This window comes from Tardiphaga sp. (assembly GCF_028290785.1).
In the GTDB taxonomy this organism is placed as follows: Bacteria; Pseudomonadota; Alphaproteobacteria; order Rhizobiales; family Xanthobacteraceae; genus Tardiphaga.
This window is the reverse complement of record NZ_JAQGJD010000068.1, coordinates 26,937-39,184: the sequence shown is the minus strand read 5'-3', so window position 1 is coordinate 39,184 and position 12,248 is coordinate 26,937. Positions and strand designations below refer to the sequence as shown.

The 12,248-nt window shown below is 62.9% G+C and carries 12 protein-coding genes; 2 read left to right on the top strand and 10 right to left on the bottom strand.

What is annotated here, in order from left to right; all coding sequences use genetic code 11:
• The 3 genes from JWR89_RS03965 to JWR89_RS03955 all read right to left on the bottom strand — a co-directional run.
• Nucleotides 1-399, bottom strand: a 399-nt coding sequence (locus JWR89_RS03965) for a nuclear transport factor 2 family protein (RefSeq protein WP_299712037.1), incomplete at its 3' end; no start/stop codon positions are given.
• Nucleotides 400-498: 99 nt separating this feature from the next.
• Entirely contained in the window at nucleotides 499-1,098 is a 600-nt protein-coding gene (locus JWR89_RS03960; protein ID WP_299712035.1) for an NADPH-dependent F420 reductase, read from the bottom strand.
• A 73-nt stretch (nucleotides 1,099-1,171) separates the two neighbouring features.
• Entirely contained in the window at nucleotides 1,172-1,906 is a 735-nt protein-coding gene (locus JWR89_RS03955) for an SDR family oxidoreductase (protein ID WP_299712034.1), read from the bottom strand.
• A 228-nt stretch (nucleotides 1,907-2,134) separates the two neighbouring features.
• On the opposite strand from JWR89_RS03955, the gene JWR89_RS03950 reads away from it, so the two are divergent.
• Nucleotides 2,135-3,031 carry a LysR family transcriptional regulator gene (locus JWR89_RS03950; protein WP_299712032.1) on the top strand — a complete coding sequence of 299 codons (897 nt, stop codon included), beginning with the start codon at nucleotides 2,135-2,137 and terminating at the stop codon, nucleotides 3,029-3,031.
• Between the two features lie 277 nt (nucleotides 3,032-3,308).
• Here the strand turns inward: JWR89_RS03950 and JWR89_RS03945 are convergent, their stop codons facing one another.
• From JWR89_RS03945 to JWR89_RS03920, 6 genes are all read right to left on the bottom strand, one after another.
• Nucleotides 3,309-4,052 carry a response regulator transcription factor gene (locus JWR89_RS03945; protein WP_299712030.1) on the bottom strand — a complete coding sequence of 248 codons (744 nt, stop codon included), beginning with the start codon at nucleotides 4,050-4,052 and terminating at the stop codon, nucleotides 3,309-3,311.
• Between the two features lie 369 nt (nucleotides 4,053-4,421).
• Nucleotides 4,422-5,069 (bottom strand): response regulator transcription factor, encoded by a 648-nt coding sequence (locus tag JWR89_RS03940; protein WP_299712028.1) that lies wholly within the window; start codon nucleotides 5,067-5,069, stop codon nucleotides 4,422-4,424.
• A 599-nt stretch (nucleotides 5,070-5,668) separates the two neighbouring features.
• The gene (locus tag JWR89_RS03935; RefSeq protein ID WP_299712026.1) at nucleotides 5,669-5,863 is read right to left on the bottom strand and encodes a hypothetical protein; all 195 of its coding nucleotides are present in this window, start codon (nucleotides 5,861-5,863) and stop codon (nucleotides 5,669-5,671) included.
• Nucleotides 5,864-6,329: 466 nt separating this feature from the next.
• A complete protein-coding gene (locus JWR89_RS03930) occupies nucleotides 6,330-6,602 on the bottom strand; it encodes a hypothetical protein (RefSeq protein ID WP_299712024.1) in 273 nt (90 codons plus the stop codon).
• Between the two features lie 32 nt (nucleotides 6,603-6,634).
• Entirely contained in the window at nucleotides 6,635-7,642 is a 1,008-nt protein-coding gene (galE, locus tag JWR89_RS03925; protein WP_299712022.1) for a UDP-glucose 4-epimerase GalE, read from the bottom strand.
• Nucleotides 7,643-7,655: 13 nt separating this feature from the next.
• A complete protein-coding gene (locus tag JWR89_RS03920) occupies nucleotides 7,656-8,672 on the bottom strand; it encodes a glycosyltransferase family 2 protein (RefSeq protein WP_299712020.1) in 1,017 nt (338 codons plus the stop codon).
• Nucleotides 8,673-9,340: 668 nt separating this feature from the next.
• Between JWR89_RS03920 and JWR89_RS03915 the strand changes: the two genes are divergently transcribed.
• Nucleotides 9,341-10,765, top strand: a complete 1,425-nt coding sequence (locus tag JWR89_RS03915) for a hypothetical protein (RefSeq protein WP_299712018.1) — start codon at nucleotides 9,341-9,343, stop codon at nucleotides 10,763-10,765.
• Nucleotides 10,766-10,789: 24 nt separating this feature from the next.
• On the opposite strand, the gene JWR89_RS03910 is transcribed toward JWR89_RS03915, so the two are convergent.
• Nucleotides 10,790-11,983 carry a GNAT family N-acetyltransferase gene (locus JWR89_RS03910; protein ID WP_299712016.1) on the bottom strand — a complete coding sequence of 398 codons (1,194 nt, stop codon included), beginning with the start codon at nucleotides 11,981-11,983 and terminating at the stop codon, nucleotides 10,790-10,792.
• Between the last annotated feature and the right edge of the window lie 265 nt (nucleotides 11,984-12,248).

Sequence of the window (12,248 nt, the reverse complement as noted above, 5' to 3'; positions counted from 1 at the left end):
GTCCATGTGCGAGGCCCGCGCCAGTGCTTGCGTGTCGATGTACTCCTGGATGTGTGCTACTTTTCCATTTCGAACGGTAATGTCGAAGACCCACTCGTCCTTGTACGGCTTATTCGTCGCGTAGATTGTTCCCGTGGCGACGCCGACGACCATGACCCGGTCTCCCTGCGCCACAAATTCGGGAGGCTTCGGGTATTTCATTTCCACCTCTTGCGATGCCTTCTTAAGCACAGCCGCCAATTCCGCGTGCCCGCGGTGCGTGCCTGCCAGGGGCCAGCCCTCGCCCGGAATGATCCACTCGATATCTTCGGCAGCCAGCGCCAGCAGATCGTGCTCGTTGTAGCTGCCCATTGCTGCGAAGAAATCCCTCACAATCTGGACATTCTCTTCGGTGCTCATCGTATCTCTCCGTTTCCCTACATCGGATCGCGTCGTATCTCGTCCGACATGTTGTGGTCCACGAACCAGGATTGCATGGAAATTTGCGATTCCGATTCATCAGTCGAACTTGACCAGGTCCTTGAAGATCAGCCGGCCCCAACTATTTCCGCGCGCCTGCACGAGCAGTCCGCCTTCCGAAAGCCCGCCGAGTTTGACCGGCGCGAAACCGAGATTTTCCGCGAGCGTACCAATCTCCGTTACGGCAGCATCATCGTCGCTCGCCAGGAACACGACTCTCCTGCCACCATGTACGGCCGGATCCTGGTCAAGGGTGGCAGCGATCAAATGGTTGAAGCCCTTGACCAGCCTTGCACCAGAGAAAGCCTGCGCGATGAACGTGGAAGAAGGCTGTCCTCCCAGTTGTTCAGGGGGCATGCCGTAGGCGTTGGTCAAATCGATGATCGTCTTGCCCTGCCAGCTGGGCAGCGCCTTCGCGACGTCCGGATGCGACTCGAAACGGACAGCCAAAAAGATGACGTCCGCCTTGACCGCGTCTGCCAGCGTTTTGGCAATGACCTTGGGTCCGATAGCGGTCGCTTCGGATGCAAAGCTTTCCGGGTCGCGCGTGGTTGCGACGGATACTTCGATGCCCTTGCGGGCAAACGCCTTGGCCAGCGCCTTGCCGATATTGCCGAAGCCGATAATTGCGTAGCTCATATTCATTCTCCTTTATTTTGCCGCCCCCGGTCGGGCTCCGGATATCGAATGGAGCCCGCCCAGGCGTAGCGCGTCAGAGTTGGGCCAGGCCGCCATCGACGGCGACCTCGCTGGCGGTCATGAAGCTGCTGTCGTCCGACGCAAGGAAGGCGGCCACGGCTCCGATCTCCGCCGGCTCGGCCATGCGCTGCAGCGGGGTCATCGCGCCGTAGGCCTTCTGGCCCTCTTCGCCCAGCGCCGCCTTCGCGAGTTCGGTCGCCGTGGCCCCGGGCGACAGCACGTTGACCCGGATGCTGGTGCCCTTCAGATCCTCCGCCCAGGTCCGCGCGAGGTTGCGCACGGCCGCCTTGCTGGCGCTGTAAGCCGTGAATGCCGGGGCGCCCGTGGTGCCGGCGCTCGATCCGGTCAGGATGATCGAACCGCCCTTGCCCATCAGCGGTAACGCCTTCTGGACGGTGAAAATCGTACCCTTCACGTTGGTGTCGAACGTGTCGTCAATGTGCTCGGCGGTGATCTTGCCGAGCGGAAGCGGGCTTCCCGTCCCGGCATTGGCGAAGACGATGTCGAGGGTTCCGCGCTCGGCCTTCACCGCCGCGTAGAGCCGGTCGAGGTCGGCCTCATCGGAGACCGAGCCTTTCACCGCGCGGGCGTTGGGCCCAAGCTCGGCCACAGCCGCGTCGAGCGCGTCCTGCCGGCGGCCGAAGATGAAGACGAAGGCGCCTTCCTCGATGAAGCGCTTTGCCGCCGCGCGGCCGATGCCGGTGGCGCCGCCCGTGATGACGGCGGTCTTTCCATTCAATCTGGTCATGTCGTGTATCCTTCGTTTCGCCATCTCGGTCTTTGGCTGTACGGGGAAGTCCCCCCGAGAGCCTCAACATGGGTTCGCAGACGTCGGGCGGTGAGTGCGGAATCGCGCACATCGGTGGTGCGAAAACGATCCGGCTGGACGATGAAGCGCCGCGACGATCGCGCGCACTGCAGCTCAGGGTGCTAGAGTGAGCTTTGGAAGCCGCGGCGCGCGGCGCGGAAATGCACCATGATCGACTGGGATGACGTTCGCTATTTTCTGGCCGCCGCGCGCGGAGGCTCAGTGCGGGCTGCTGCCGGGCGCCTCGGGGTAAACCATGCGACCGTGCTGCGACGCATCGCCCAGCTCGAGGAACGCTTGGGGACGCAGATGTTCGAAAAGCTGCCTTCGGGCTACCGCCTGACGGCTGCGGGCGAGGAGGTACTCGAGCTCGCGAACCAGATGGAAGCGTCGTCGCACCAGCTGGAGACTCGCGTGTTCGGGCGCGACCAGAGCGTGCGCGGGCTTCTGCGGGTGACGCTGACGCCGCCCCTCGCGAACCACCTGCTGATGCCGGACTTCGCCGATTTCGCGGGTCTGCATCCGGACATCGAGATGGAAATCCTGTCGTACGGCGAACTGGCAAATCTGACTAACCGAGAGGCCGACGTCGCGATCCGGGTCGTCTACGACCGCAAGACCCTGCCGCTTAATCTTCACGGCCTGAAGGGACCGGAGGTGTTCGGCGGCGTCTACATGTCCCGCGATCGACTGGCCGCGTGGCGTGCGGGCGCGCCTGATCCCATCCGGTGGATCGTGATCAGCATTCATGGAATTCCGGATTGGGCCAGCGAGGGTGAGGTTGGCACCACGGGGGTTCCATTCAGGACTACAGACGCCGAGGCGCAGATCGTGGCTGTACGGCAAGGGCTCGGGATCACGACACTGCCGTGCTTCGTCGGCGATGCCGATCCCCTGCTGGTGAGGGTACCGGGCACCAACCTGCACCTATACGGAACGCTCTGGCTTCTCACACAGGGGGAGTCACGCAAGACGAAGCGCGTGCGGCTCTTCACAGAGTTCGTATCCCGCAGGCTCGCCGCCTACGCTCCGCTTCTCGCGGGGCTGTCCATATCGCGCGACTGACGCCCCGGCAGGTCGCCGGCGACGCCTGCCGTCATCCGGTCGGAAGCCGAGCTGCGCGAGCTGCGATCGCTTGAAGCGGCGTCGTTCAATCAATCCGCCGATCCGCGAATGTTGCGCGGTGTCGCAATCGGCGCGAGGGCCACACCAATGACGGCGACGGACTTCACCATCGCCGAAGCCTTTGGCAGTCTGGAGACGCCGCTTTTGCGGAGAACTCCGACGAAAATAGACCAACCGATATCGATAGTCTTTGAAACCGAGAAAATCGCAGTCGATGTTAAGACGTCATCATTGCGGTTCCTGGCAGCGAGCCGCCATTCAGCCCTGTGAGAGGCCCGTTATTCACGCCCCAGATCGCAGCCTGGGTTCGGTTCTGTACGCCGATCTTCCGCAATATCGCTTTAACATGCACCTTCACGGTGGCCTCCGCGATATCCATCTTTCGCGCGATCGTTTTGTTGGAGGCGCCTTCAATCAGGCAGTGCAGAATGGAGCGCTCGCGCGGTGACAGGTGCGGTGCAATCGCTTCCTCTGTGGGAACGAAAATCGTCCGCTCGATTCGTGGCTGAATGGTAACGAGACGGGCTTCGCCTGTCCCGGCCTCGAGCGCATGCGAAAGAAACTCCGGCGGGAAGATCGTCTCACCCATCATGATTAGCTCAATCGATTTGATGAAGACCGCGCAGGATGTGACGTTGACGAAATATCCGTTGACGCCGGCACGAAATGCCAAAAGCGGTTCGCCAGGCCGATAGCGATCGGCCACGATGGCGATGCGCGAAGCTGGAGCCCAGTCCCTTAAAAACTCTATCTGCTCAAGAGTAACATCGGAATCGTCATCCGTATGGACGAGGAGAAACAAAAGTGGCGATTTGCGCAGCTTGCGCGACCGCACCTCCTCGATCGAGGAAATGGATGCCAGCGTCCGGGAATTCGCCGTGAACAGAATACGTGAGAGCCCTTCTCGAATTAACCCACTTTTTCCAATTACAATGGTAGCAAATGACAGTTGCCTCGACATTTTCAAATCTCCAACATTTACGCAGACAATATAATTTAACCGGCCATTCCAAAACGAAATCCGCCGTCGGCATCGCCTCCTTCGTTCGTAGTATAATCCGCCACTTTTTAAACGCGCTTGCCAAAATGTAGACTTAAATTTTCCATATCCATATATACCGTTGGTTATAGGTGTTCGGAGCTTTGCGCTGAACAACATCGTCATCATGCAACGGCGGCGACGATGAATGAGTGGACGATGGCGCACGGCTGCCAATGCAGCATCGAGATCCGTGTGCGTGTCTCTGCATGTTGTTCCCGCGCGAGCCGCCGATCGTCTCGTCCGAAGGAACGTCTCCAACTCATTCTAAAGTAGTAGCGGAAGCAGCCTCTATGGGGTGTCTCCGGCGCGATCGTAGTTGGAGATCGCGAGCGCCGCGAGCACGGTGCGATTGTTGATTTCGAGCTTTTGGAAGATGTGATGCAAGTGAACCTTGATGGTTCCGTCGGTAATGCTCAGCCGTCGTCCCACTTCTTTATTGGACAGCCCTTCCGACACCAAGCGAACGATCTGCCGCTCGCGCTCCGTCAGAGTCGCCAGCGCATTTCCGGTGATCGCGTTCTGCGCCCGAATGCCTTGGTCGGAAGACTGCGGCGGCATAGTCTGTTGAGAGTCCGCGACCTGCCGCAGCGATTGCAGCAGCTTTTCCGGTGAAAGATGCTTTGGAATGACAATGTAGTTTCCCGCCGTGCCGGACGTCATCAATTCTTCGGACTCATCAGAAGAGACGAACAGGACAAGCCGCGTGGATAGCCTTTCGGAGTTGATGATCGAGAGCAGTTCCAGTGCGGTGACGCCCGGCATCAATACATCGAAGATCAGAATGTCCGGCGCAAATGTGCGCAACGCATCGATGCAGCTCACGCCGTCACTACAACATGCAACTATCTCGAAGTCGCTTTCGTCTCCCAACAGCCTGCCTAACCCTTCGAGAATTACCGGATAGCGATCCGCAATTACGATCTTGGCGCAACTCATTGAGTAGTCCTCGGCTTGACGTCCCCTATTGCAATTGCATCAGCCTGGCGGCGTCGTCTTCAGCTTAGTCGCAATTTACAAGTTACAAAAATGAAGCTGCAAAATAATGAATGCGGTGCGAGTGCGACTACTAAGTCGGAAGTCCGACATACGTTTGCTAATGCTAGTGTTGCTGCGTCATAGCAACGCAGTGATAAGTCTGTGAAGGCGGAAATGGTTCGATCAGCACCGCGTAAATCGTACTGACTCGCGCGCAGATTTCTAACTCAAAGAAACGTGAGGTGGATGGACAATCTAAAGTAGTTAAATTGTAGCACCACTATCGCGTCGCATAGGATCGCAACGTATTCGTTTCTGAACGCCTAGATTTCTGCGATTCAGTGTCCATCTCAGTTTAAGTACAATAGCGCAGAGCGTTCGGACCAAAGGCGCGAACTCTCGTCAACGGAAGCTCCATATCAAATTACAATTTAAGGTAGTGACACCGATCGCAATCTTGGCAGGTGTTGCCGAACGCATCGATCACCGCGAATCTAGATAATGGCGAGTGATAGAACGCCGACATGCGTTGGTGTATCGCCCGGAACGGCGCCGTCGCGTCACCTCTTGTACATGATTGGCGGTTGATCATCTCCGCTATCGTCCATCGTGTTACTATACATGGAACAGATCAACCTCGCGTCGTCCTCGGAAAGCTTGGATGCGATGCGGCCATTGACCAGGCGTGCCGGACCGCCGATTTCACGGTCCCAAACCATCCAGCCCACAGGTGCCCGTCTGACAAAAAAGCGCATGGGTATCTCCCGATTGCAGGACGCAAGCGAAGGATTCAAAAAATCGAGGCGAATTCGTGGGCGGGGCACGTCCTTCGCGATCTGTCATGCCAGGACTGGCGGCTGCGCAGTAGCAGGGAAGTATCAATCATCCCCTTAAGGTGTAGCTCCCACGATCAGGAGATCGTGCCATTGCGCGCCGCTAGGCTGCCAGTAGCTGTCGCCTCTTTCAGACGGTCCCCATGACCATACTATCGTCGATAGCGGCGCTTGAGCATCTGGTCCGTGTTCTCTCGTATGGCCGCGGCGGAGTTGGTTAGGTGCTTGACTATCTGCAGCGAATGAAAATGGTGCAGAGAAGCGCTACCAGTGAAAATCCCGCAGCAAGCAGCGCGCGTCTGGTGCGGCACCCATTCAATTTGGTGCCGTCCGCGATCCAATGCGACGACGGCCTTTCGCGCGCCTTCGTCCCGGCCAGAAGGGCCCGCTACAGGTCGTCCAGATTCACTCGGATCACGATGCCGTTGGTCGCCGCGACTTTGCGTAACAACGCCGGCCGCATTCGGTTGACGATCTCGACGCGATCGCGCGCGATCTCGCGGCTGAGGGCGTCGTCGAAAGGCGGAACGGCGTGGATCGTCGCGCGAGGGATCTCGCACCGGATTCGCCCGCGGGCTGTGCGCGCCCATACCAAGAGCACGGCGCCGTCCCAAGCGATCTCGGGCTCGAGATCGAGGCAGTGGGCGGCTGCGTGGTCCATGTGATGTCTCCTTTCGCAGGGCGCGGTGCAGTTCAAGCGCCGTAGCCGGCCGGATTCATGGTTTGCCAGCGCCAGTGGTCGGCGCACATCTGCGTCAGCGAGCGGGTTGATTTCCAGCCCATCACGTTCCTCGCCAGGACCGGATCGGCATAGCAGACGGCGACATCCCCAGTCCGGCGCTTTCCAATCTCGTAGGGGACGGTCCGGCCGCTGACCGCCTCGAAGGTCCGGATCACCTGCAGCACGCTGCTGCCTTCGCCAGTCCCGAGGTTGACGGTGAAGAGCCCCGGCGCCTTGAGATGCCTGAGGACGCCGAGATGGCCAGCCGCCAGGTCGCAAACGTGGACAAAGTCGCGCACGCCGGTCCCGTCCGGCGTCGGGTAGTCGCAGCCCCATACTGTCAGTTTCTCGCGCCTGCCGACTGCCACCTGGGCGACGAACGGCAGCAGGTTGTTCGGGACCCCGAGCGGATTCTCGCCAATGAAGCCGCTCTCGTGGGCGCCGACCGGATTGAAGTAGCGCAGGACGCCGATGCGCCAGTCGCCGTCGGAGGCGTACAGGTCCCTGAGCATCTCTTCGATGAAAAACTTGGTGCGGCCGTACGGATTGGTCGGCGCCAGCGAATGCGCCTCGTCCAGCGGCAGATAGGAGGGGGCGCCGTAGACCGTGGCGGACGAACTGAACACCATGGTCTTGACGCCGGCCCGTTGCATTGCCGACAGCAGCCGCATCGATCCGAGCACATTGTTGTCGTAGTAGCTTAGCGGCCGCTCGTTGGATTCGCCGACCGCCTTGAGGCCGGCAAGATGGATTACCGCGGTCACGTCGTAGCTCTTCAGGACGTCGTGGACCGCCTCCTCGTCGCGGATGTCGGCCTGCCGGAAGGCGACCGGCCTGCCGCAGATCGACTGCACCCGTTCCAGCGAGGCGGGACTGCTGTTGGACAGGTTGTCGAGCACGACGACGTCGAGCCCGGCCTCGATCAGTGCGACCGCGACGTGGGATCCGATGTAGCCGGCGCCTCCGGTCAGCAAGATCATTTGTTTTCCCATTCTAGCCGACCCGTCCCACTTCGGCGCTGACGGCGGCACCTGCCGCCCGCGCGTGGACCACTCCGCCGAGGCGGGTCTGGGCGTAGGCGAAGGCAGTGAGCGCGAGGCCGGCGACGATGGCGCCGGCCCGCCCGAGCGCGCCGGCATCGCCGCGGATTGCTGCGAAAAGGTTGCGGGCCCAGGCGCGGGGCAGCACCTCGCGGACGTAGCGGCCCTCCGCGCCGAGTCCGTCCCCGGGGCCGGTCAGTCGGCTCAGCACCGCCTTGGCGGTGCCTTCGATGAGACAACGATGGACGAAGTATTTCCAGGTGGTGCGCTGGGCCGGCACGCAGTGGCGGACCCGCGCGCCGCTCCGGTAGGCCCAGTAGCCTCCGGGGTGAAGCCTCGCGGTGCGGATGCAGAATTCGGTCTCCTCGCAGCTTTCGGCCTTTCCGCCGATCCGGGCCTTGCCGCTTACGGAGAAGCCGAGCTTGCGGCGTCCGAGGTCCGAGGTGAAGCCGCCCGCGCTGCGCAGCACTTCGGCCCGTACCGACATGTTGGCGCCGACTGGATTGCGGATGCGGCCCTCGTGGACGTGCATGCCGGCATAGGTGCAGCCGACCACCCAGAGGAATTCGTCGGGAAACCAGGACGGCCGCGGCGCCTGCCAGAGCGGCTCGACCGGACCTCCTGCGCCAAGCACGGCAGGGTCGCGGTAGGCGTCCAGCAGCGCGGCGAGCCAGCCGGGCTCGGCGACGGCGTCGTCGTCGAGGAAGGCGATGACAATGCCGCCCGCATGCGTGGCGCCGGTCATGCGCGCGCCCGACAGGCCGGCAGGCCCGTCATTGGCGAGCACGGTCGCTGCCGCGATCTCGCGCGCGGCGCGCTCGCGCAGGTCTTCGTTGTTGTCGATGACGACGATGATCTCGCGCGGCGGCGGGCGCTGGCTGCGGACCGAGGCGACGGCCCGGTTGAGGTCGTCCCAGCGGTCGATGGTATGCGCGCAGATCACGATGGAGGCGTCGATCATGTCCGTCATGGGGTCTCCCGGCCGGTTGACTTCGGGCGGCGACGCCCGCGACGTAGAACGGCCTGCCGTCGAGCGTGAAGGCGGTGCCGGAGGTCTTCACGAAGGCCAGGCAAATCCGCGCTCGGCCCCGGACAGGTACTGGTTTATGGGCCCAAGCTGACTACAGCGGAGCGCGCAGAACCAGTCGGCCAGAGGGGGTACTCCGGCGAGGGTCCTCCTTTGCAGGTCGCCGTGCTCTTTCGGGGTGAAGAGTCAGGGGCCAACGTCCGGCAGACGTGACGGACAAAAGGGGCCGCAGTGGACTTGGGGAGCGGCTTTGCGGTGCAACCGCCGATCCCATCGGGGACCGATGCTCCAGCGCCCTCATGGCAGCCTGACCGGCGAAAGCAGGAAGGCAAAGTGAGGCACTACCCGACTTCGCAGATGGACTACTCCCTCGGGGCAGTCGGCATCCGGGAACATCTTCTTTAGATCGGTGGGCGAACAGAAGTTTCTGTTTCAGTATGTTTCCAACGGAACGGTAAGCCCGGAAAATGCAAATCTGCCTTCATCTGGACCGATCGAGAATGTTCCGGTGGCATGCATGGCTGGCGGAGGCGGTTGCCGCTGTGCCGGGCCAAGAGATATCGCGCACGTTCGCCACGCACTCCCGACCGCTTCCGCTCGGGGTCCGCCTGTTGCTCGACCTCGAAAGAACGATCTACCGGCTGGAACGGGACGGCGCCACGGAGCCGGCGGAGCCGGCCATTCTCGCGCTCGCGCTGCAAGGGGGCGACGTGCCGGACGTGGTGGTCGATCTCGGCGGCGATGGAGTGCCCCCGGCGGGACGACGCGTGCTGACGCCGCTGTTCAACGGCATCCCCGGCGAGATCGGCGTCATGGCCGCGCTGACGGAGAGGCGGGAGATACTGGTCGAACTTCACGACACGGCGCGCCCGCAACGGCCGTGGACGGCCCGGCCGGCGAGCCAGGACCGCGAGGTGTTCGCTGCCACGCTCGACGGCGCCCTGTCGTGCACCGTCGGGCTGATCCTGAAGGCCATGCGTGAGGAGCGCGGCACCGCGGTCGACAATGCCGCGGCCCCGATTTCGGCCCACACCCGTTTCGGGACCGCGTCCTCATTGGCGTGGGCGAGCGCTACGGTCGCGGCCAAAGCCCTCCGTCTGCTCGGTATCCTGGCGAAGGGGGGCAAGGCGTGGCGGATCGGTTGGCGGCTCGATGGCAGGGCCAGCCTGCTCGACCGCGGCGAGGCCGGGTTTCGCGTCCTTACTGGCGGCGTCAGCAGCTATCTCGCCGACCCATTCCCTTTCCGGCATCGCGGACGCGGTTTCATCTTCGTCGAACAGTACCTGTATTCCAAGAAGAAGGGCTGCATCGCGGTGGTACCGATGGATCGGCACGGCGTGGCCGGGCCACCCGAAATCGTGATCGAGGAGCCGCATCATTTGTCGTATCCGATGGTGTTCGAGCAAGCGGGGCAGATCTGGATGATCCCGGAAGCGGGCGCGTCGGGCAAGGTCACGCTGTACCGCGCGGAGGAGTTTCCCTACCGCTGGAAGCGGGAGGCCGACCTGGCCACCGGGGTCGAAGACTATGACGTCACTCCGCTGCCGGACGGCTCCGGCATCTGGTTCTTTGCCGCCCAGCGGCTGTGGCGGTCATCATCGTGGGACGTCCTGAACATCTACCGCGCCGACAGCCTGACCGGTGATTGGACGCCGCACGGCGCAGGGCCGGTGCTGTTCGATGCGGCCCTTAGTCGTCCCGCCGGCGACTTCATCCGGCGCGATGGACAGATACTGCGTCCGGTGCAGGATTGCGCTCGTGGCTACGGCTGCGCTGTGACGTTCTGCCGGATCGACGAGCTCGACGCCTTCCAGTTCGTTCAGACGGCGGTCGGCCGCATCCGCGCCGGGCCGTATGGCTGCCATACCTACAACCGCCGCGACGGCATCGAGGTGGTCGATCTGTTCGCTCGGACAATCGACTCTGAAGAAGTGACGATTTCCTACGTTCCGCTGCCCGCAGCCGAGCCGGTCGGCCTGCCATCCGGCTTCGTCCTTCCGAACGATCCCGTCACCGGACTGCCCGCGCCTGTCTAGGTAGCCGTCATCATCGGTCCGGCTTCACTCGCCGGGCTTCCTGAGCTCGGCGAGAGCGCGCTTGGCGTGACGGACCGTCGTTCCGATGCGGCGCTCGATCGAATTGCGGCCGACCACGACCCACTTCAGGGAACGCTCGGCATTGGCGAGGCGCGATTTGTGGCCGGCCGATCCCGCCATGAAGTCGTAGCCGAGCTCGCCCCGCGCGAAGCTGTCCTCGATGGCCAACACGTGGCTCAGCACGCCTGGCTTCAGCTTGGCGTCCTCTTCGTACAGGAAGCCGCTCTGGTAATGCAGGACCTCGCCGCCATGTGCAAAATTGTACAGCACGCCGATGGTCCGGCCGCCCACCGTGGTGCGCGAAATTCGGACAGTGCCGGTTGGGACGCCACGTGCGATCAGGTCCTCGTGGAACGGGCCGAACGCGGGGTTGGCGAAGGCGCCCTTGCGGCCCCAGCGCGCGCGGTGGAGTTCGGCGAGCTCGGTGAATGCGGCCAGCGCCTCCGGGACCGTCTCCATGACGCGATGCTCGACTGGCCCGCGCTCGCCGTAGAGCCGCAGCGCCCGGCTGACGGCCTGCCGGGTATTGCGGCCAAGCGAGGCGCGGTAGTCCTTGTGGAGACGGCGCATCTCGACGAAATCCACCCAGTGCGCGGTGTCGGCCTCCGTAACCTCGGCCACCAGTCCGGCGTCAGCGGCGCTACGGCATGCGACGGTTTCCAGATCCGCCGTGATTCCCGACAGCACCAACAGGTCGGACTGGCCGAGGTGGCGGACCGCGCTATTGAGACACGCAGTGGTGACGGCTTCAGCCACCGAGCGATCGGCAAGGATGCCGTTGTATTCGATCGAAAGCCGGTCGAAGTGGGGGTCCCCAGTTTCGTGCAGCAACCATCGCGCGCGCGGACGGAGCCCGATGCGCCACGCCTTGCGCCGGCATACTACGGCCATGCCGACGATCCGGTCGCGCGCTGTGGCGACCAGAAGATGCGGTTTGACGTCCTTCGGCAGGTGCGCCAACCACGTTCCGATCCACAGCCAGGACAGGAAGAAGGACGGGGCTGCGCGCGCCTCTAGATCCCGCCACGCGGCTTCGGTCGCAGCGAGATCCCGCAGCGGCTCGATCCGCACATCGACGGCATCGGAGCTTCCGGTGCCGTCAGCGGTGATCGCGCGCAACGCGGTCTGCAGCAAGCGACGGGCGGGAGCGTGGGACATCGATGTCTGCGGCATCGGGACGTTCCTCGGATTTTGCTGCCGGAATGGGAGGCGGCGTCGCGTCACGATCGGGCGACGGCCCGACGACCTTCGGCTGCGGTGGACCGGAAGTGAAGGTCCCAGTGAGCTCTCTCACGGCGGGCGGCGCGGTTCATCGTGATTACTCCTTCGGGCCGGCGCGTCAGGCCCGCGCGACCGGTTGAGGCGCTGCAGCGAACCCCGAAGGGCTACCCACCTATCGCGCTTCCAATGGTACCGCGCTTCG

What these genes read in the sequence shown, in the direction of transcription:
- JWR89_RS03960 (WP_299712035.1), bottom strand. Translation starts at nt 1,098, where the DNA reads ATGAGCTACGCAATTATCGGCTTCGGCAATATCGGCAAGGCGCTGGCC.
- JWR89_RS03955 (WP_299712034.1), bottom strand. Translation starts at nt 1,906, where the DNA reads ATGACCAGATTGAATGGAAAGACCGCCGTCATCACGGGCGGCGCCACC.
- JWR89_RS03950 (WP_299712032.1), top strand. Translation starts at nt 2,135, where the DNA reads ATGATCGACTGGGATGACGTTCGCTATTTTCTGGCCGCCGCGCGCGGA.
- JWR89_RS03945 (WP_299712030.1), bottom strand. Translation starts at nt 4,052, where the DNA reads ATGTCGAGGCAACTGTCATTTGCTACCATTGTAATTGGAAAAAGTGGG.
- JWR89_RS03940 (WP_299712028.1), bottom strand. Translation starts at nt 5,069, where the DNA reads ATGAGTTGCGCCAAGATCGTAATTGCGGATCGCTATCCGGTAATTCTC.
- JWR89_RS03935 (WP_299712026.1), bottom strand. Translation starts at nt 5,863, where the DNA reads ATGCGCTTTTTTGTCAGACGGGCACCTGTGGGCTGGATGGTTTGGGAC.
- JWR89_RS03930 (WP_299712024.1), bottom strand. Translation starts at nt 6,602, where the DNA reads ATGGACCACGCAGCCGCCCACTGCCTCGATCTCGAGCCCGAGATCGCT.
- galE (WP_299712022.1), bottom strand. Translation starts at nt 7,642, where the DNA reads ATGATCTTGCTGACCGGAGGCGCCGGCTACATCGGATCCCACGTCGCG.
- JWR89_RS03920 (WP_299712020.1), bottom strand. Translation starts at nt 8,672, where the DNA reads ATGACGGACATGATCGACGCCTCCATCGTGATCTGCGCGCATACCATC.
- JWR89_RS03910 (WP_299712016.1), bottom strand. Translation starts at nt 11,983, where the DNA reads ATGTCCCACGCTCCCGCCCGTCGCTTGCTGCAGACCGCGTTGCGCGCG.